This is a genomic window from Nocardiopsis prasina DSM 43845, from assembly GCF_000341265.1.
Lineage (GTDB): Bacteria > Actinomycetota > Actinomycetes > Streptosporangiales > Streptosporangiaceae > Nocardiopsis > Nocardiopsis prasina.
Genome location: NZ_ANAE01000210.1, coordinates 14245 through 34224 on the forward strand (window position 1 = coordinate 14245; position 19980 = coordinate 34224).

Below are 19980 nucleotides of genomic sequence, written 5' to 3' on the forward strand. Positions count from 1 at the left end.
GGGAGGGGAGACCGCCGCCGGGGTCAGGGGCGGTCAGGGCGGGGTCGGTGCGACGCGGCCCCCGCTCCTCAGCCGATCGGGTCCAGGGTGATCGTGCCGTTGTCGGTCCGCGCGGTGACCGTGCTCGTGCTGGAGTCGTCGGTGGGCAGGTCGTTGACGACCTCGCCGTTGTCGGAGGTCTCGAACACCGCGTAGGGCCCGCCGGGCATCGCGACCGTCGCGGTCCCGTTGTTGGTGCTCACCTCCACCTCCGTGGGCGCCTCGCTGAAGACGGCGTCGATGCTGCCGTTGTCGGTGGCGGCGCTGACGGAGTCCGAGCCGATCTCGCTGAGGTTCATGTCGCCGTTGTCGGAGGTCAGGGTGAGTGGCCCCGTGACGTTCGCGACGTCGACCGTCCCGTTGGCCGAGGTGACCTCCAGGGGTGCGGTGAAGCCGGACACGGACACGGTGCCGTTGTCGGTGTCCACGGCCAGCGCGGTGTCGGCCGGGACGAACACCTGGTATCTGACCCGGCAGTTGGAGACGGCGCCGCACGTCATCTCCAGGGAGAGGGTGTCCCCGGTCAGCTCCCAGTCCCCGCCGGCGTCGCCGGTGTCCTGACGGACCACCCTGACCTGGTCGGTGTCGTGGGGGACGACCTCCAGGGAGGCGTTGTCGACCTCGACGATGAGGAGTTCGGGAACGTCGTCGTAGGTCTTCTCCTCAGCGTCGCCCAGCTCGGCGGGCTGACCGCACGCCGTGAGCAGCCCCAGGGCGAGGAGGGTCCCGCCTGTGGCGAGCGCGGCGCGGGTGATGGGCGGGTTCATGGGGTCTCCTCGTGTTCGGGGCGGGCCGTGAACCCGGCCAGGGTGGCGATCAGGGTGTCCTCGATGGCCAGCGCGTCCACGGCCTCGGGGTCGGCCAGATGTTCCATGGACAGGCCGTTGGTGAGGCAGTGCAGGGCCAGGGCGACGGTCTCGGGAGAGGCGGTGAGTCGGACGCCGTGCCGCTCGGTGAGTTCGGTGACCAGCGCGGTCACCGTCTCGCGCTGGATGCGGCGCATCCGGGTCACGGCGCCCGCGGTCGGGCCGTGCCGGGTGGCGTGCGCGGCGAACTCCAGCCCGAGGCGGCCGCGCTGGGTGTCCTCGGTGAGGCGCCGGGCGATCGTCCGGGCGATCCCGGCCACCGCGTCCTCGGGCGCCTCGGACCGTTCCAGGTCGGCGGCGGCCGAGGCGAACCCGTGGTCGGAGCGGTCGCCGAGCACGGCGGCGAAGAGGTCCTGCTTGCCGCCGAAGTTGGAGTAGACGGCCCCCTTGGTGAACCCGGCGGCGCGCGCCACGTCGTCCAGGCGGCTCTCGGCGTACCCGTGCTCGGCGAACACGCGCGCGGCGGCGGCGAGCAGGCGGCGGCGCACCTGCGCGCGGGGCACACGGGGGATGGGTTCCGGTGGGCCGTCCATGGGGCGAACCTAGCATGCCCGTCGGTACCGGATACCCGCTGGTATCGGGGTGTCCGGACACCAAGGGACGGGGCCCGTGGTCGACGGGCCCCGTCCCTTCACTCTGCGGGATCTACTCCGTGTCGTAGACGCGGACGTAGTCCACGACCATCTCCTGCGGGAGCTGGGTGGACTCGTCCGGGTAGCCGGGCCACTCGCCGCCCACGGCGACGTTGAGGATCATGAAGAACTCCTGGTCGAACACCCAGTCGCCGCTCACGTCGGCGGGGGTGACGGTGTTGAAGGGAACGTCGTCGACCGACCAGGTGATGGACTCGGGGGTCCAGTCCACCGCGTACACGTGGAAGTCGTCCGGGAACGCCCCGCCGTCCGGGTGGTCGTAGGAGGCGCCCACGCCCCCGCCGCCGGAGTAGCCGGGACCGTGAACGGTGCCGTGAACGGTGCCGGGCTCGCTGCCGATGTGCTCCATGATGTCGATCTCGCCCGAGTCCGGCCACGGGGTGTCCGGGAAGTCCGAGCCGAGCATCCAGAAGGCGGGCCAGACGCCCTGGCTGGTCGGCACCTTGATCCTGGCCTCGATGCGGCCGTAGGCGTGCTCGACGTTGTTCTGGGTGGTCAACCGCGCGGAGGTGTAGCCGCCGTCGGCTTCCTGGCGCGCGGTGATGACGAGGTTGCCCTCACCGTCCAGGGCGGAGTTGTCCCGGCTGGTGGTGTAGTTCTGGAGCTCCTGGTTACCCCAACCGTGGTCGCCGGTCTCGTGGTTCCAGTTCGCGGGGTCGGGGGCGTCGCCCGCCGCGCCGTCGAACTCGTCGGACCACACCAGCGCGGCCTGTGAGGCGTCGGTGGAGGTCAGTTCGCTGTTGTCGGTCACGTCGCTTCCGGTCCAGGTCAGGGCGGTGACGGTGAGAGCGAAGGCGGCTCCCAGCCCCACCGTGGTGGTGACGGTGCGGCGGGCGGTGCCGCCGCTGCGGGGTTTCGCGGTCGATCGGTGGCCCATGGTGGTTCTCCAGGGGGTCAGGGGGCGGGGCCGGACCCGGGGCACGCGCGGGCTAGCGGGTCTCGCGCGGATCCGAGGGGCTCGGCGCACTCTGCTGAATGAGTGTTAAGCGACTGTACGGTCGCGCTCCGTGTTGTTTCAAGGGGGTGTCGGGAAGATTCTGGGAACGCTCCCACCCCAAGGGGCGGGTGTCGACCGCAAAGGGTCGCCTCTCGGGTGTCCGGCGGGGCGACCGAGGGCGTGGGTTCGCCTGCTGCCTGCCGCCTGCCGCCTCGCGCACCGCCCGGTCGGCGGGCCCGTTCACGTCCGTAGTCGGGCCCCGTGGCTCCCGTGACTCCCCAAAAATAATTAATTAGTATTTATTGTTGACGTTACCTGGATCACTCTGACATTCTCGACTCCAGTCGAAGTGGCTGTTCACGCAGGTCAAAAGCGTGTGCCCAACGCCAAGGAGTAGGCCATGGTCAGGCGACCACCACCCCCGACGAGCCGAGCGCTCGTGTCCCTCGCCGCCGCCCTGTGTGTGCTGGTTCTCGCCGGATGCGGCGCGCGACTGGGAGAGGACGGCCGTATCGGCGTCGTCTACATGGACGCCCAGGGCTTCTACGCGGGAGTCCGGCAGGGCATGCAGAACCACGCCGAGAACTCCGGACGCGAACTCCAGCTACTGGAGCTCAACGCCCGCGGAGACGCCTCCGAGGAGAGCACCTTCGTCGACGTGGCCTCCTCCGCCGACGTCGACGTCCTGGTCCTGTCCCCGGTCTCGGCCACCGCCTCCATCCCGGCCCTGCGCCTGGCACACGAGAGCGGCATACCCGTCGTCTGCTACAACACCTGCATCGAGGACGAGGCCGCCCGGGAGTACGTGACCTCCTACATCCTGGGGGACCCCCACGAGTTCGGCCGTCAGCTCGGCGACGCCGCGGCGGAGCACTTCGAGGGCGAGGGCGTGCACGACCCGCAGATCGCCGTCCTGAACTGCGAGTTCGTCGAGGTCTGCGTCCAGCGCCGCGAGGGGTTCGAGGAAGCCCTCTTCGCCCGCCTGCCCGACGCCCGGATCGTGGCCAACCAGGAGGGCGCCACCATCGACGACGCCGTCGACGTGGGCGAACGGCTCCTGACCGCCCACCCCGACCTGGACGCCTTCTACGGCGAGGCGGGCGGCGCCACGATGGGCGCGGTCCGAGCCGTCGGCAACCGGGGCCGCGTCGGGGACGTCGTGGTCTTCGGCAGCGACATGTCCACGGACGCGGCCCGGGCCCTGGCCGACCACCGCGTCCTCAAGGCCAACGTCGACATCTCCGGCACCGCCGTCGGACTCCTCGCGGGAGAGACCGTCGAGCGCATCATCGCGGGGGAGGAACCCGAGGAGTTCGTCACCCCGGCCCCCATCGACCTCTACACCACTCCCGAGCACGGCGAGGAATGGCTGGAGGAACACCCGGACGGTATCCCGTGACCGGCCTCCGAATCCCGCGAACGCCCCCCGTCCGACCTGTGGAGCACCCATGAGTGACATCTCCGCCGACACCGCGGCTCCCGACACCGAAGTCGTGGCCCGCGTCCGCGGCGCCACCAAGAGCTACCCCGGAGTCACCGCGCTCGACCACGCCGACTTCGAGATCCGCGCCGGAGAGGTCCGGGCGCTCCTCGGGCGCAACGGCGCTGGCAAGTCCACCCTGATCCGCCTGCTGGCCGGAGTCGAGACGCCCGACGAGGGCCGGATCGAACTCGGCGGAGTCCCGTTCGACGGCGGGGGCGTCCGGCGTGCCACCGAACTCGGAGTCGGAACCGTCTACCAGGAACTCAGCCTGGTGCCGGAACTCTCGGCCGCCGAGAACCTCTACCTCGGTTCCTGGCCGACGGGCGGCGGACGCGTCGACTACGCCGCGATGCGCGCCGGCGCGAAGGAGATCTTCGGCGAACTCGGCGTCGACATCGCCTCCGACACCCGGGTCGGGGAACTGCCCCTGGCCCAGCAGCAGCTCGTCGAGATCGCGCGCGCCTTCCTGGCGCGGCCCCGCCTGCTGATCCTGGACGAACCGACCAGCGCACTGGCGGCGGCCGAGGCCGAGGCCGTCCTGGACGCCGTCACACGCGTGGCCTCACACGGGGTCGGCGTCATCTACGTCAGCCACCGGTTGGAGGAGATCCGCCGCGTCGCCGACTCCGTCACCGTCATGCGGGACGGCGCGGTCGTGGAGACGGTGCCCGTCCGCGGCGCCACCACCGCCCGCATCGTCTCCCTCATGCTCGGCGACGGGGGCGAGCGGGCACAGTCCCCGGCGGTGCGGACCACCGCGGCCAAGGGACCCCCGCTGTTGTCGGTCCGCGACCTGTCGGTCCCACCCAAGATCGAGAAGGTCTCCTTCGACCTCCACCAAGGGGAGGTCCTCGGGCTCGGCGGGCTGATGGGGTCGGGCCGCACCGAACTCCTTCGGGCGCTGGCCGGTTTCACCCCGGCCCAGGGCGTCGTCGAGGTCGACGGCACCACGGTGACCCGCCCGACCCCGCACGAGATGCGTCGCCTCGGTGTGGGCATCACACCCGAGGACCGCAAGGGAGAGGGCGTGGTTCCTCTTCTGGGTGTCTCGGAGAACATGGTCATGAGCTGGTTCGGAGGGGCGTCCAGGGCGGGAACGGTACTGCCCTCACGTGTGTCCTCCCTCGGGCGCGCGCTCATCGAGCGGTTGTCCATCAAGGCGGCCGCGCCCGACACCCCGATCGTCAACCTGAGCGGCGGCAACCAGCAGAAGGCCGTCATCGGCCGCTGGCTGCACGCGGGGAGCCGCATCCTGCTCCTCGACGAGCCCACCCGCGGTGTGGACGTGGAGGCCAAGGCCCAGATCTACGGCATCGTGCGCGAACTCGCCCAACAGGGCGCGGCGGTCCTGTTCGTCTCCAGTGAGCTGGAGGAACTGCCGCTCGTGTGCGACCGCGTTCTGGCCCTGCGCGGAGGACGCCTCGAGGGCGAGTTCTCCGGCGACGACATCACCCTGGACAACATCATGGCCGCCGCGATGGCGGCGTGAACGGCGAGGTAGGAATGACCACCACCACCAAGGTCACCGGCGAGGCGGTCTCCGCCCGCGGCGACCTCATCGGCCGCTACGGCCACCGTCTCAACGAGATCGGCCTCCTGGCCGCCATCCTCATCCTCTACGTCGGTCTCGGCCTGTCGGCCTCCGGCTTCCTGAGCCTGGACAACCAGCTCGGCCTCCTGCGCAACGCGGCCACGATCGGCATCGCCGCGTGGGGTGTCACCCTGGTGATCATCGCCGGGGAGATCGACATCAGCATCGGCCCGGCGGTGGCCTTCGCCTCGGTCATCGTCGCCACGGGTGCCACCGAGTGGAACCTCGGAGTGATCGGCGCCATCCTGCTCACCCTGGCCATGGGTGTGCTCTGGGGTGGCCTCGCCGGGTGGCTCAGAGCCCGGTTCAACGTGCCCTCCTTCATCACCACGCTGGGCCTGTGGAGCGTGCTCGGCGGTTTGGCGCTCTACATGACCGACGCGCTGCCCGTGCCCCTCCCCGAGAGCGCGCTGCTCGACGTGCTCGGCGGCTCCGTCATGGGCGTGCCCACAGCCGCGATCGTCATGCTCGTCCTCTTCGCGGTCTTCGCCTACGTCGCCAAGTACACCGCCTACGGGCGCTCCGTCTACGCCACCGGTGGCAACGCCGCCGCCGCGCAGCTCGCGGGCATCAACGTGGCTCGGGTGCGCGTCCTGCTGTTCGCCACCACCGGCCTGCTGTCCGCCATCACCGGTGTGCTGCTCGCGGCCCGTCTCGGCTCGGGGAACGGCGGCGCCGCCTCGGGGCTGGAGTTCGACGTCATCGCCGCCGTGGTGATCGGAGGGACGGCGCTCGCGGGTGGGCGCGGATCGCTGGTCGGCACCCTCCTCGGAGTCGTCTTCATCACCGTCATCGCCAACGGGCTCGTGCTGCTCGGCGTCAACTCCTTCTTCCAGGACGTGGTCCGCGGCCTCATCATCGTGGGGGCCGTCCTCATCAACGTCATCATCAGCAGGCGCAGTGCGGCCAACCGGCTCGCCTAGACCGAACAGGGGGGACACCACCATGAACGCAACCGCCTTCGGCGCTCCGCCGCCCGCCACCATGCGCGGGGTGAGGCTTCCCGGCGACTCCACCGCGGTCGTCGACAGTCTCCCCGTGCCGGAACCGGGGCCGGGCCAGGTTCTCCTGAGAGTGGGCGCCTCCGGGATCTGCGGCAGCGACATCGGGTTCATCTACCACGAGCACAGGACGCACCGGGGGATCGACGGCCCCGCCTACCGCGGGGTCGTCGCCGGACACGAGCCTTCTGGCACGGTCGTGCAGGCGGGCCCCGGGTGCCGCAGGTTCGGTCCCGGCGACCGGGTCATCGTCTACCACATCGCGGGATGCGGGCTGTGTGACAACTGCCGCCGCGGCTACATGATCAGCTGCACGGACCCCGGCCGGGCCTCCTACGGCTGGCAGCGCGACGGAGGCCACGCCGAGTACCTGCTGGCTGAGGAGTCCACCTGTGTCCCCCTGCCGGACGAGCTCTCCTTCGTGGACGGCGCGCTCATCGCCTGTGGGTTCGGCACGGCGTACGAGGGGCTGCGGCGCATCGGAGTCAACGGTGACGGCGACCTGCTGGTCGTGGGTCTGGGCCCGGTCGGGCTCGCGGCGGGCATGATCGGCCGCGGCATGGGCGCGTCCCGTGTCATCGGGGTCGAACCCAACGGCAGGCGCCGGGACTGGGCCGCCACTCTGGACGTGTTCGACGCCCTGGCCTCCCCGGAGGACGCGGCCGAGGAGATCGGCCGGGCCACCTCCGGCCGGGGCGCGGCGACGGTCATCGACTGCTCGGGATCGCGCGCGGGCCGCTCGCTGGCGCTGGAACACGCGGCGGAGTGGGGGAGGGTCTCGCTGGTCGGCGAGGGAGGCACCCTGGAGACCGAGGTGTCCGACACCCTCCTGCACAAGCAGCTCACGCTGTACGCCTCCTGGGTCACGTCGCTGCCCGCCATGGCCGAACTGTCGGTGAACCTGGTCCGGTGGGGCGTCTCGCCCGAGCGCGTGGTCTCCGACCGCTTCGACCTCGCCGACGCCGACACCGCGTACCGGCTGGCCGCGGGGGAGAGCCGGGGCAAGGTGTGCCTGGTGAACCGGGAGGAGGGGTGAACGCCCGCGTCCGCGTCCGGCGCGAGGGCTCGGAGGCACACGAGCGGATCGTCCTCGACAACGGAGTGGTGCGGGTCGTCGCGGCGCCCGGTCTGGGCGGCCGGGTGCTGTCCGTGCGCCACCGTGACCGGGAGCACCTGTACCGCAACGGCAGTCTGCTGGGTGAGGACCTGCGTCCGGTGGAGGGGGTGTCGCTCGGACCGGTCGACGGACCGATGAGCGCCTGGAACAACGTCGGCGGAGACAAGACCTGGCCCGCGCCGCAGGGGTGGGACGGGCCCGGACAGTGGGCCGGCCCGCCCGACCCCGTCCTGGACTCGGGCGCCTACGGAGTCCGGCTCCAGGACGGCCCGGGAGGCTCCGGCGTGCTCACCCTCACCAGCGGGGACGATCCGAGGTCCGGTCTGCGGCTGTCCCGTCGGCTCACCATGGAACCCGGGGTCGCCGGGTACCGGTTGGACCTGGAGGCGTTCAACGCCTCCACGACGGACCGCCGGTGGGCGCTGTGGAACGTGACCCAGATCGACGGGTCCGGACCCGCGGGCGAGGCCACCGACGGTGTCTTCGTGGGAGTCAGGGGCGAGGGCCCGCACACGGTGCCGATCGTCTCGGGCAACGGCTACCCGCGGGTCGTGGAGCACACGCGCGCCGCTCTGCGGGTGCCGCCACAGGACGTGGTCGGCAAGGTCGGCTTCCCCACCGCCTCCGGCTGGTTGGCCAACGTGGGGGCCGCGGGCACCCTCACCCAGCGCTTCGACGTGACCGAGGGGGCCGACTACCCGGACGCGGGGTCCCCTGCCGAGGTCTGGCTCGAGGCCCCGGTGAGCCGACCACTGGAGCACCTGGGCGGCCTGTGCCCGGTGGACCGCGTGATCGAGGTCGAGGCACTGGGACCCCTCACCGAACTGGCTCCCGGGGAACGGGTGGGCCTGGGGATCGACTTCGGCTTCGGTACGGGCCGGGAGCCCGTCTCCGAGGTCACTGCCGACGGCTTCTGGAGCGAGCGACCCCACTGGGACGGTCGCGGGCCCGAGGGAGCGCGGCTGGTCGGCTCGTTCACCTCCACACGGCACGGCGCCCTGGTCCACCGCCGGTCCGGGCGCACCGTCGCACGGGTCGCACCGGGTGAACCGGCCGGGTTCGCCGTTCCGGTTCCGGAGGCCGACCCGCGTACCGACCCCGACGTCGTGTTCACGGCGGCGCGGCCGTGACCGAACCGCGGACCGGCGCCTCCGTGACGCACCCACCAACTGATGGAAGAGACATGACGAACACCAGGCACGAGGGAACCACGGCCGTGGTCACCGGAGCGGCCCAGGGAATCGGTGAGGCCACCGCCCGACGCCTGGCGGCGCAGGGCGCCTCGGTGGTGCTCACCGACCTGTCACCCCGTGTGGAGGAGGCCGCCGAACGCATCCGCTCCGAGGGCGGACGGGCCCTGGCGATCCTGGCGGACGTGAGCGACGAGGGCTCGTGGGAGCGTGTGGTGGAGCGGACCCGCGCCACCTTCGGTCCCGTGGGGATCCTCGTCTCCAACGCCTACACCTTCGAACAGGCGCCCGCCCACGAGACCGCGCTCGCCTCCTGGGAGCGCCAGATCGGCGTCAACCTCACCGGCGCGTTCCTGGGCGTGCGCGCCTGCCTGGACGACCTGACCGCCTGCGGCGGCAGCGTCGTCATCGCGTCCTCGGTCCACGCCTGGTTCGGGCTGCCCGGCCGACCGGCCTACGCCACCAGCAAGGGCGGACTGACCGCCCTGACCCGCCAGCTCGCCGTCGAGTACGGTCCGCGCGTGCGGGTCAACTGCGTACTTCCCGGCCCGGTCCTCACCGCTGCCTGGGAGGGCGTGAGCGAGGAGGACCGCCGCGCCAGTGTCGCCCAGACCGCAGCCGGGCGTTTCGGCGATCCCGACGAGGTCGCGTCCGTCATCTCCTTCCTCGCATCCTCCGAGGCCTCCTACGTCACGGGGGCGAGCCTTCCGGTCGACGGAGGGTGGAGTATCTACAAGGCGTCGTCGTGACCGGGCGCCTGGAACGGAGGACATGATGGCGGCCTATTCGGGGCGCGGTGTGCACGGCCAGACGGTGCGATTGCTCGGTGAACGGGTCCTCGCCGGGGAGTTCGCGGAGGGGCAGACCATCGACCTGGTCGAGCTCAGCGAGGAACTCGACCTGAGCCTGACGGCCCTGCGCGAGGCGATCAAGGTGCTCGCGGCCAAGGGGCTGGTGGGCTCACGCCAGAAGAAGGGCACCTTCGTGCGCCCTCGCGGTGACTGGAACCTGCTCGACCCGGACGTGGTCCGTTGGCAGGTGGCGGCGGGCGCCGGTGACGTCTTCTTCCGGGATCTGGCCGAGCTGCGCGACGCCCTCGAACCCGCCGCCGCCCTGCTCGCGGCACGGCGGCGCGAGGACGGCGACGTCGCCGAGCTGAGGGCCGCGCTCGGCGAGATCGCCGACACCGTGGACGGCCAGGCCGAGGACGCCGTCCGGGCCGACCTGCGCTGGCACCGCGCGTTGTTGGCGGCCACTCACAACGAGCTGTTCACCCGCACCGACGTCTTCTTCTCCGCGGGGCTCTCCGAACGCGACCGCCTGGTCCACGAAGGCGACCACGACGACCCGGTGCCCAGCCACGAGGCGGTCACCGAGGCCATCGCGGCCGGAGACCCCCTCGCCGCCGAGGCCGCCATGCGCTCCCTGCTGACACAGGCCAGGCAGGACCTGCTCCGCGTCACCGAACACGACGTGCCCGAAGACAGTTTGGAGAGACCCGAGTGAGAATCACCCGTATTGAGACCTTCCTGGTCCCGCCCCGGTGGCTGATGTGCCGGGTGGAGACCGACGAGGGGATCGTCGGCTGGGGCGAGCCTGTGGTCGAGGGGCGGGCGGAGACCGTGCGGGCGGCGGTGGAGGAGCTGTCCGAACTCCTCCTGGGCCAGGACCCCGCCCCCATCGAGCACCATTGGCAGCGTCTGACCAAGGGCGGTTTCTACCGGGGCGGCCCCGTGCTGTCCAGCGCGGTCGCCGGGCTCGACCAGGCCCTGTGGGACATCGCGGGCAAGAGCCTGGGCGTGCCCGTGCACCGCCTCCTCGGCGGTCCCGTCCGCGACAAGGTCAGGGTCTACGGTTGGGTCGGCGGCGACGACCCGGCCGAACTGGTGGACAGGGTCAGCGCGCGGGTGGAGACCGGCCTGACCGCGGTGAAGATGAACGGATCCGGGGTGATGGGGCGCTCGGCGACCGTGCGCGAGATCGACGGGATCGTGGACCGGCTGGCGAGCGTGCGCGAGGTGCTCGGCCCGGACCGTGACGTGGCGGTGGACTTCCACGGCCGCTTCAACGCGGCCACGGCCCGTCGCGTCCTGCCCCTGCTGGAGCCGCTGCGTCCCATGTTCGTGGAGGAGCCCGTGCTACCCGAGTACGGTCACCTGCTCGGCGACGTCGTGCGGAGCAGCCCCGTGCCCATCGCCACCGGTGAGCGCCTGTTCAGCCGGACCGACTTCCTGCCCGCCCTCCAGGCCGGCATCTCGGTGGCCCAGCCCGACCTCTCGCACGCGGGCGGGATCTCGGAGGTCCGCAGGATCGCCTCCCTGGCCGAGACCTACGACGTCCTGCTCGCCCCGCACTGCCCGCTCGGTCCGCTGGCCCTGGCGGCCAGCCTCCAGGTCGCCTTCGCCACCCCCAACTTCCTCATCCAGGAACAGAGCATCGGCATCCACTACAACCAGGACGCCGAACTGCTCGACTACGTCCTGGACGCCGGGGTCTTCGCCTTCCCCGACGGGCACATCCACCGGAGCGACGCCCCTGGCCTGGGAGTGGAGGTGGACGAGGCCGCCGTGCGCCGCGCGGACCGCACGGGCCACCGCTGGCGGTCGCCCGTGTGGAGCCACGAGGACGGATCGTTCGCGGAGTGGTGATGAGGGAGGAGATGACACGCGTGTCGAGAGAACCGTGGAGCGCGGACCGCTTCGAACTGGGAGAGGGGCTGCGCCGGCACGGTCGGCACCTGCTCATGGTGGACATCCTCACCGGGAGGCTCCTGCGCCTGGACCCGGGCTCGCCCGGTCCGGCCGAGGTCGTACTCTCCCTGGACGCGCCGCTGGGGGCGGTCGCCCCCGTACTGGACCGTCCGGACTCCTACGTCGCGGCCGTCGGAACCGGGGTCGCCGTGGTCTCCGCGAACGGCGGTGTGGAGTGGCTGGCCAGGCCGGAGGACGGCGCGGCCGCGCCGATGCGGATGAACGACGGTTCCTGCGATCCGTCGGGCAGGTTCTGGGCCGGGTCGATGGCCTACGACGGCACCCGGGGCGCCGGTTCCGTCTACCGCGCCGACCCCGAGGGCGGATTCACCCGCGTCCTGGAGGGCTACACCGTTCCCAACGGCCCGGCCTTCAGCGCCGACGGTTCCCGCATGTACCTGGCGGACAGCGCAGACGGGCGTATCGACGTCCACGACGTGTCCCCTGGAGGAGAACCCGGGGCTCGGGCGGTCTTCGCCCGTGTCACGCGGGGCAGTCCCGACGGCATGCAGGTCGACGACGAAGGGCACCTGTGGGTCGCGGTCTGGGGTGCCGGTGAGGTGCACCGCTACGACCCCGACGGAACCCTGGAGAGCGTGGTCGCGGTCCCCGCCGCCCAGCCCACGAGCGTGTGCGTCACCCAAGGTCCGCGGCCGCGGCTGTTCGTCACCACCGCGACGGTCGGCCTCGACCGTCCCGGCCCCGGCGACGGCGCCGTGTTCTCGGTCCCCGTGGGGGTCGGCGGACCCCGGGTCCAGCAGTTCGGGGGTGCGGCGTGAGCGCTCAGATCGCCTGTGTCGGCGAGACCATGCTGCTCCTCACCGCCGCCGACCCGACCCCGCTGGACCGGGCTCCGCTCCTGACGATGGGGGTCGCGGGTGCCGAGTCCAACGTCGCCTCCGGCCTCGCCGCCCTCGGGCACCGGGCCGCCTGGATCAGCGCCGTGGGGGACGACCCCTTCGGCCGCCTGATCACGCGCACCCTCCGTGAGGGCGGCGTGGACGTGACGGGGGTCCGGGTCGACCAGGACCGTCCCACGGGCGTGTTCGCCAAGGACCCCTCGCCCGCGGGGAGCACCGTGCACTACTACCGGACCGGGTCCGCGGCCTCCGCGCTCGGCCCCGAACTGGTCGGGGACCCGAGGGTGCGGGCCGCTGGCAGGGTCCACCTGTCCGGGGTCACCCCCGCGCTGTCACCGGCGTGCGACGCCCTGGCCCAGGGGCTGCTGGAGGCCCCGGGCCTGACGGTGAGCTTCGACGTGAACCACCGGCCCCGACTGTGGGGGCCGAACGAGGCGGCCCCGCGTCTGCTCGCGCTGGCCCGGCTCGCCGACACCGTCTTCGTCGGCAGGGACGAGGCCGAGGAGCTGTGGGGGACCTCCACCGACCACGACGTGCGAGCGCTCCTGCCCGACGTCGAACGCCTCGTGGTCAAGGACGCCGAGCACGGCGCCAGCGAGTTCCACGGCGACACGCGGGTGTACGTGCCCGCGCCCACCGTCGAGGTCGTCGAGCCGGTCGGGGCGGGGGACGCCTTCGCCGCGGGATACCTGGCGGGGGACCTGCGCGGCCTGGACGGCCGGGGACGTCTGCGCCTGGGGCACCTGTGCGCTGGACGCGTCCTTCGGGTGACGGGGGACCTGGCCGACCCGCCTCCGCCGCACGAGGTGGACGCGCTGGTGGCGGTGGCCGACGAACACTGGCCCGTACAAGCCTCCGCGGCCGTGGCCGCGGTGAGAGGAGACAACAGTGAGTGACAAGGGTCTGGACGGTCTGTTCGCCGATCACAGCGTGCTGGCGATCCTGAGGGGCATGCCGGTGCGCACCACGGTCGAACTGGCCGAGCGCGCCTGGGACCTGGGTGTGACCGCCATCGAGGTGCCCGCCCGCGACGCCCGGGGGCTGGAGGCGCTGCACGCCACGGTCAGAGCGGGCGCGGAGCGCGGACACCCGGTCGGCGCGGGCACGGTGATCACCCCCGACCAGGTCCGTGCCGTGTCCGAGGCGGGCGCCGCGTTCACCGTCGCGCCGGGGTTCGACGCCGAAGTCATGGGCCTCTCGGAGGCCGCGGGTATGCCCCACCTGCCCGGTGTGGCCACGCCCACCGACATCCAGAAGGTGCTCAGGGCGGGCGGTCACTGGGTGAAGGCCTTCCCCGCCACGTCGCTCGGCACCGACTGGTTCCGGGCCATGGCCGGACCCTTCCCCGACGTGCGGATCGTGGCGACCGGCGGCATGGACGCCCGCAACGCCCGTCAGTACCTCGACGCGGGGGCGCGGATGGTGGCGGTCGGCTCCGCGCTGACCGATCCCGAGCAGATCCCCCTCCTGGCCGCACTCGTCTGAGTCCTCGCGGGCGCGGTCCTGGAGCGCGCCCCCCGGCGACGGTGTCCGCGCCGGTACGGGGGGCGCGCCACACACTCGGTGGGGCTCCGGGAGCGGGCCCGGAACGCCGGGGACGACCACCGCGGCCAGGGAGCCGGGACAAGGCCGGGCGGCCGTGCGGGTCCAGCGGCGGGGTTACCATCGGGCCGGGGTCCGACGCCACCGCAACCCTGTGACCTGGGCTCTCATCGCTCTCTCATCCCTTTCGGCTGTGATGGACGGACCATGCAAGCCAAGATCCTCGTCGTCGACGACGAACCCAACATCCTCGACATGGTCGCGACCGTGCTGGAGTTCCACGGATTCGAGGTGCGGACCGCCGCCACCGCCGCCGAGGCCCACACCGCCGCACACGTGTTCGGACCCGACCTGGTCGTGCTGGACGTCATGCTCCCGGACGGGGACGGGTTCGACGTGTGCCGGGCACTGCGGCGTTCGCGGCCCGACCTGGGCATCGTCTTCCTCACCGCCAAGGACGCCCACAGCGAGCGGATCGCGGGGCTCACCTACGGTGGGGACGACTACGTCACCAAGCCGTTCAACACCGACGAACTCGTGGCCCGGGTACGGGCGGTCCTGCGCAGGACACGACCCGGAAACGGCCCCGAACCGGGCGAGGGCGTCCTGCGCTTCGCCGACGTCGAACTCGACGAGCGCGCCTGCGTGGTGCGTCGGGCAGGGAACCCGGTGCCGTTGTCGCGCACCGAGTTCGACCTGCTCCGCTACCTGATGCTCAACAGCGGGCGCGTGCTCTCACGCCCGCAGATCATCGACGAGGTGTGGAGCGACGGATACTCGGGCGGCTCCAACATCGTCGACACCTACGTCGGCTACCTGCGCCGCAAACTCGGCGCGCACGGCCCCAACCTCATCCGGACCCAGCGGGGGTTCGGCTACGCGCTCCGTGAGGGTGACCCCGGATGAGGGCACCGTGGCGCACCCTGCGCGGCCGCATGGTGGTGGTCAACGCCGTCCTGATGTTCCTGGCCCTGAGCGTCGTCGCCGTGGCCAGCTCCATGTTCCTCGCGTCCTACCTGGTCGACCGGCTGGACGAGCGTATCGAGACCAGCGCGTCGTTCGTGCGCGCCAACCAGGACGAGATCTTCGCCAAGAGCCCCGACCAGCTCGTGGAGCAGATCCGCGCCCCCAGCGAGTTCGTCGCCGAGTTCGTCACCCGGGTCCCGGGCGACAGTCACCCCAAGGTGCACCGGCTCCAGGGATCGGGCCCCACCCTGGTCCGTGACATCGACACCGACAGCGCGCCCGAGGGCGTGTTCACGGTCGAACACGACGGTGCGGAGTACCGGGTCAAGGTGCTCCACCTGCCGGAACAGGACACCGTCGTCCTCATGGGCGAACCCCTGCGTCCGGTCACCGCCACCGTCCACCGGCTGGTGGCCATCCAGGTGTCGGTCGGCCTGGGCATGCTCGGGATCGCGCTGATCGCCGGAACCGCGGTCATCCGCCGGGGTCTGCGTCCCCTGGACGACGTCGTGGAGACGGCGGAGGCCATCGCCCTGGGCGACCTGGAACGCCGTGTCCCCGAACCCGCTCCGGGCGCGGCCGACGAGGTCAGCCGCCTCACCCTGTCCATCAACCGCATGCTCGCCCGCCTGCGCGGAGCCCTGTACGCGCACGAACACTCCGAGGAGCGGCTGCGCCGGTTCGTCTCGGACGCCTCCCACGAACTGCGCACCCCGCTCACCTCGATCCGGGGCTACCTGCAACTCGTGGCCCAGGGGGTGGTCGACGTCGCCCGGAGACCGGACGTCATCACCCGCTCCCAGCAGGAGTCCGAGCGCATGGCCGCCATCGTGGACAACCTCCTCTACCTCGCCCGGCTCGACGAGGGGCCCGCGCCCCGGCACGAGGTCGTCGCCCTCGGCCCGATCGTGTCCGACAGCGTCTCCGATGCCCGCGCCGCCCAGCCCGAGCGGGACTGGCGGACCGAGGTCTCCGCCGACGGTCTGGTGGTCGGGGACGAACAGGAGTTGCGCCAGGCCGTCTCCAACCTGCTGGCCAACGTGCGCGTGCACACCCCGGCCACCAGCCCGGCGACCGTCCGGCTGCACCGCCGTGACGGACGCGTGGTCCTGGAGGTGGCCGACGAGGGCCCCGGCGTGGCCGAGGAGAACGCGGCCTTCGTGTTCGAGCGCTTCTACCGGGCCTCCGCCGCGACGGGCCGCCCCGGCAGCGGGCTCGGGCTGCCCATCGTCCGCGCTGTCATGCGGGCCCACGGGGGAGAGGCGGAGTTCGTCTCCACCGCCGCCGAGGGCACCACGGTCACCCTCCGCTTCCCGTCCCCGCCCGACCCGGACACGGGCTCCCGAGCTGGTCAACGTGACGACGATCTCACCGGTGGTGCGGCGTTCTCATCGAACTCTCATGATCCTCGGCATTTCACCTCATCGGCGTCGTATGAGCTGGAAGGCAAGCGTAAGTCGGGGTTGAGAGGAATGAGTATGGCTGGGCTGCTCTATCGTCTGGGTGGGTTCGCCTACCGACGACGATGGCTGGTCGTGTTCTCGTGGCTGTTGGTCCTGGTGCTCGCGGGCGGTGCGGCGCTGATGTTCCGCGCCCCGCTCAACGACGCCCTCAGTATCCCCGGCACCGAGTCGGAACAGGCCACCGACCTCATGGAGGCGCGGTTCTCCACCACCGGTGAGTCCGTCACCGCCGTGCTGCGCGCCCCCGACGGCTCCGACGTCATCGAGGACGAACAGTACGCCGACGCCGTGCGCGCCACCGCCGACGAACTGGCGGAGATCGACGGTGTCGACGAGGTCTTCAGCCCGCACGGCATCCTCGAGGACGCCCGTCAGCAGTACGACGACGGGATCGCCGAGGGTGAGGAACAGGCCCTGGAGGCCGCCCGCGAGCAGGTCGAGGGACTGGTGCCGCCGGAGACACCCGGCCGCGACCAGGCCGTCGAGGAACTGATGGTCGAGGCCGAGGAACAGGCGCTCGCCGCCGTCGCCGAGCAGGCCCCGGACTTCGACGAGGAGGAGGTCCTCGAGCAGGTTCCGCAGCTCTCGGACGACCGCGACAGCGTGATGATCCAGGTACAGCTGGAGTTCCGCAACGGCGAGGTCCCGTCCGAGACCGTCGAGGCCATTCTCGACACCGGTGACGAGGCCCGCGCGGCCGGCATGGACGTGGAGTTCAGCGGCCCCTCCATCACCCAGCAGGTGCCCGCCATCATGGGCCCGAGCGAGGTCGTCGGCCTGGTCGCCGCCCTCGTGGTGCTCATCATCAACTTCGGCGCCCTGGTCACCGCCGGTCTGCCGATCCTGCTCGCGCTGATCGGCGTGGGCGTGGGCATGCTCCTGCTCTACGCCTCGTCCAGCCTGATCGAGCTCACCAGCACGGCCCCGATCCTGGCGCTCATGCTCGGGATCGCCGTGGGCATCGACTACTCGCTGTTCGTGCTCTCCCGCCACCGCAAGCAGGTGGCGCAGGGCTGGGACCCCGCGGAGTCGGCCGCCCGCGCCATCGGCACCGCTGGCAGCGCCGTGGTCTTCGCCGGGATCACGGTCATCATCGCCCTGCTCGGTCTGTCGGTGGTCCAGATCCCGTTCCTGACCCTCATGGGCGTGGCCGCCATGGTCACGGTGGCCGTGGCGGTGCTCGTGGCGATCACGCTGCTCCCCGCCCTCCTCGGGTTCGTGGGCCACCGTGTCACGGCAGGGCGCCTGCCGGTGCTGGGCCGCCGCGCCGAGAGGGCGATGGTCTCCGAGCGCACCATGAGCGCACGGTGGATCGGCATGGTCATCAAGCGTCCGGTCATCGCGATCGTCGGCGTGACCGCCGTCCTGGGGACGCTCCTGCTTCCCCTCGGCAGCATGCACCTGGGCCTGCCCAGCGACGAGACCAGCTCGACGGACACCACCCAGCGCCAGGCCTTCGAGATCATCAGCGACGAGTTCGGGCCCGGACACACCGCGCAGCTCGCCGTGGTGGCCGACCTGACCGGCCTGCCGGACATGCCCGCGGCCGCGGACGAGGTCGCCGAGCGCATGGAGGGGGTCGACGGGGTCGCGGAGGTGTTCCCGCCCCAGCTCAGCGACGTGCGGGACACGGCGATCATCGTGGTCATCCCGGAGACCGGCCCCTCGGACACCGCCACTGAGGACCTGCTGCACGACGTGCGCGGACTCCAGGGCGAGATCGAGGACGAGATCGGCGCGAAGATCGTGGTGGCCGGTGCCGCCGCCATGGCGATCGACGTCTCCGAACGCCTCGCCGACGCGCTGCCGGTGTTCGCCGCTGTGGTCATCGGCCTCGCTCTGGTGCTGATGACCGTCGTGTTCCGCTCGATCCTGGTGCCGGTGAAGGCCGCGCTGGGGTTCGTGCTCAGCGCGGGCGCCTCCCTGGGACTGACCGTGGTGGTCTTCCAGTGGGGCTACGGCGCCGGGCTGTTCGGAGTGGAACCCGGTCCGCTCCTGGCGTTCATGCCGACCCTCATGATCGGCATCCTCTTCGGTCTGGCCATGGACTACGAGGTCTTCCTGGTCTCCCGTATGCGGGAGGACCACGTCCACGGCGCCGAGCCGATGGCCGCGATCTCCACCGGCTTCACCCAGGGGGCGCGCGTGGTCACGGCGGCCGCGGCGATCATGATCAGCGTCTTCGCCTCGTTCGTCTTCGGCCACGTGGAGATGCTGAAGCCGATCGCGTTCGTCCTGGCCGTGGGCATCCTCATCGACGCCTTCCTGGTCCGGATGACGCTCGGCCCGGCGGTCATGGCGCTGTTCGGCCGGGCCACCTGGTGGCTGCCCACGTGGTTGGACCGCCTGCTCCCCAACGTGGACATCGAGGGCGACCGGCTCGCCCCGGTCGCGCCCGTCACCGCGGAGGGCACGCGTGAGGGTGAGAGCTCGGCGAACGACGCGGACGACGGCGACCCCCGGGAGGCCGACGCCGCCGCCGGAACCTCCCGGTAGGGAGAGCCGAACCGGTCGCGACGGAACCCCGGAGAACGGCCCCGCCAGGCTCGGCGGGGCCGTTCCCGTTCCCGGGGCCCGGCCGCGGTGCGCGCTGCGGGCCGTGGCTAATATGACCCGGATCACCCACCAGACGCCGGGAGTCCGCACGTGCCAGTAGCGCCAGCCCGACCGCGCACCGTCCTCGCCGCCTCCGCCGCCTCGCTGGCCGTCCTCCTCGCCGCCGGTTGCTCGGGGGCGGACTCCGACGGCTCGGCCCACCCCGAGACCACCACTCTGGAGGGGAGCAGGCTGGACGAGGTCCTGGAACGCGGCTCGCTCAATGTCTGCACGACCGGCGACTACCGGCCCTTCACCTTCCTCGACGCCGACCCGGACGAGTTCACCGGCATCGACGTCGACATGGCGCGCGACCTCGCCGACGAGCTCGGCGTGGAGATCGAGTGGACCCGGACCACCTGGGACGACCTGATGGACGACTTCCTCGCCGGTTGCGACATCGCGGTCGGCGGCATCTCGGTCAGCACCGAGCGCGCACAGCGGGTGTACTTCTCCGCGCCGCTCATGGAGGACGGCAAGACCCCCATCGCCCTGTGCGAGAACGTCGACGACTACCGCACCATCGAGCAGATCAACCAGCCCGGGGTGCGTTCGATCATGCCCAGCGGCGGCACCAACCAGGTGTTCGCCGAGGAGCACTACCCGGACGGCGAGCTCGTCACGCACGACAACAACACGATCTTCGACGAGATCGTCGCGGGCAGGGCCGATGTGATGACCACCGACGCCTCCGAGGTGCTGTGGGTGGCCAACGAGTACGAGGAGCTGTGCGCCGTCAACCCCGAGGAGCCCTTCGATTTCTTCGAGAAGGCGTTCATGCTGCCCCGGGGCGACGAGGTGTTCAAGCACTACGTGGACCAGTGGCTGAACATGGCCCTGAACGACGGCACCTACGACCGCATCGTCGAGCCCTGGTTCGGAGAGGACGTCCGGCTCTGACCGGGTGACGGGGTCCGGGCGCGCCGC

17 protein-coding genes are annotated in these 19980 nt (G+C 71.6%); 14 read left to right on the forward strand and 3 right to left on the reverse strand.

From position 1 onward, the window contains the following. Positions 1 to 68: 68 nt before the first annotated feature. From D452_RS0126025 to D452_RS0126035, 3 genes are all read right to left on the reverse strand, one after another. Positions 69 to 806 carry a DUF4097 family beta strand repeat-containing protein gene (locus D452_RS0126025; RefSeq protein WP_017547067.1) on the reverse strand — a complete coding sequence of 246 codons (738 nt, stop codon included), beginning with the start codon at positions 804 to 806 and terminating at the stop codon, positions 69 to 71. Next, complete coding sequence (locus D452_RS29035) at positions 803 to 1438, reverse strand: TetR/AcrR family transcriptional regulator (protein ID WP_017547068.1); 636 nt, start codon at positions 1436 to 1438, stop codon at positions 803 to 805. Before D452_RS29035 ends, D452_RS0126025 begins: the two co-directional genes overlap by 4 nt. A 112-nt stretch (positions 1439 to 1550) precedes the next feature. Further along, a complete protein-coding gene (locus D452_RS0126035; protein ID WP_017547069.1) occupies positions 1551 to 2435 on the reverse strand; it encodes a glycoside hydrolase family 16 protein in 885 nt (294 codons plus the stop codon). A 460-nt stretch (positions 2436 to 2895) separates the two neighbouring features. Here D452_RS0126035 and D452_RS0126040 point away from each other — a divergent pair, with 460 nt between their 5' ends. The 14 genes from D452_RS0126040 (at position 2896) to D452_RS0126105 (ending at position 19953) form a co-directional block, all read left to right on the forward strand. Continuing rightward, positions 2896 to 3894 (forward strand): substrate-binding domain-containing protein, encoded by a 999-nt coding sequence (locus D452_RS0126040; protein ID WP_026129692.1) that lies wholly within the window; start codon positions 2896 to 2898, stop codon positions 3892 to 3894. A gap of 49 nt (positions 3895 to 3943) precedes the next feature. Further along, on the forward strand, positions 3944 to 5467 hold the full coding sequence (locus D452_RS0126045; protein WP_017547071.1) for a sugar ABC transporter ATP-binding protein: 1524 nt from the start codon (positions 3944 to 3946) through the stop codon (positions 5465 to 5467). A 14-nt stretch (positions 5468 to 5481) separates the two neighbouring features. Continuing rightward, positions 5482 to 6492, forward strand: coding sequence for an ABC transporter permease (locus D452_RS0126050; protein ID WP_017547072.1), 1011 nt, complete (start codon positions 5482 to 5484; stop codon positions 6490 to 6492). 22 nt (positions 6493 to 6514) lie between these two features. Next, positions 6515 to 7606: a zinc-dependent alcohol dehydrogenase family protein gene (locus D452_RS0126055; protein ID WP_017547073.1), complete on the forward strand. Its 1092-nt coding sequence runs from the start codon at positions 6515 to 6517 to the stop codon at positions 7604 to 7606. Further along, positions 7603 to 8817: a DUF4380 domain-containing protein gene (locus D452_RS29040; RefSeq protein ID WP_017547074.1), complete on the forward strand. Its 1215-nt coding sequence runs from the start codon at positions 7603 to 7605 to the stop codon at positions 8815 to 8817. Before D452_RS0126055 ends, D452_RS29040 begins: the two co-directional genes overlap by 4 nt. Before the next feature lie 53 nt (positions 8818 to 8870). Beyond that, positions 8871 to 9626: an SDR family NAD(P)-dependent oxidoreductase gene (locus tag D452_RS0126065; RefSeq protein WP_017547075.1), complete on the forward strand. Its 756-nt coding sequence runs from the start codon at positions 8871 to 8873 to the stop codon at positions 9624 to 9626. Between the two features lie 25 nt (positions 9627 to 9651). Next, entirely contained in the window at positions 9652 to 10383 is a 732-nt protein-coding gene (locus tag D452_RS0126070; protein WP_026129693.1) for a FadR/GntR family transcriptional regulator, read from the forward strand. Further along, the gene (gene dgoD / locus D452_RS0126075) at positions 10380 to 11525 is read left to right on the forward strand and encodes a galactonate dehydratase (protein ID WP_017547077.1); all 1146 of its coding nucleotides are present in this window, start codon (positions 10380 to 10382) and stop codon (positions 11523 to 11525) included. The genes D452_RS0126070 and dgoD overlap by 4 nt, the downstream gene beginning before the upstream one ends. A gap of 11 nt (positions 11526 to 11536) precedes the next feature. Next, positions 11537 to 12406 (forward strand): SMP-30/gluconolactonase/LRE family protein, encoded by an 870-nt coding sequence (locus D452_RS0126080; RefSeq protein WP_026129694.1) that lies wholly within the window; start codon positions 11537 to 11539, stop codon positions 12404 to 12406. Further along, positions 12403 to 13383, forward strand: coding sequence for a sugar kinase (locus D452_RS0126085; RefSeq protein ID WP_017547079.1), 981 nt, complete (start codon positions 12403 to 12405; stop codon positions 13381 to 13383). Before D452_RS0126080 ends, D452_RS0126085 begins: the two co-directional genes overlap by 4 nt. Further along, the gene (locus tag D452_RS0126090) at positions 13376 to 13972 is read left to right on the forward strand and encodes a bifunctional 4-hydroxy-2-oxoglutarate aldolase/2-dehydro-3-deoxy-phosphogluconate aldolase (protein WP_017547080.1); all 597 of its coding nucleotides are present in this window, start codon (positions 13376 to 13378) and stop codon (positions 13970 to 13972) included. The genes D452_RS0126085 and D452_RS0126090 overlap by 8 nt, the downstream gene beginning before the upstream one ends. A gap of 264 nt (positions 13973 to 14236) precedes the next feature. Continuing rightward, on the forward strand, positions 14237 to 14935 hold the full coding sequence (locus D452_RS0126095; RefSeq protein WP_017547081.1) for a response regulator transcription factor: 699 nt from the start codon (positions 14237 to 14239) through the stop codon (positions 14933 to 14935). Further along, positions 14932 to 18954 carry an MMPL family transporter gene (locus D452_RS29325; RefSeq protein WP_239646456.1) on the forward strand — a complete coding sequence of 1341 codons (4023 nt, stop codon included), beginning with the start codon at positions 14932 to 14934 and terminating at the stop codon, positions 18952 to 18954. Before D452_RS0126095 ends, D452_RS29325 begins: the two co-directional genes overlap by 4 nt. Positions 18955 to 19104: 150 nt before the next feature. Continuing rightward, positions 19105 to 19953: a transporter substrate-binding domain-containing protein gene (locus tag D452_RS0126105; protein ID WP_017547083.1), complete on the forward strand. Its 849-nt coding sequence runs from the start codon at positions 19105 to 19107 to the stop codon at positions 19951 to 19953. The last annotated feature ends 27 nt before the right edge of the window (positions 19954 to 19980 follow it).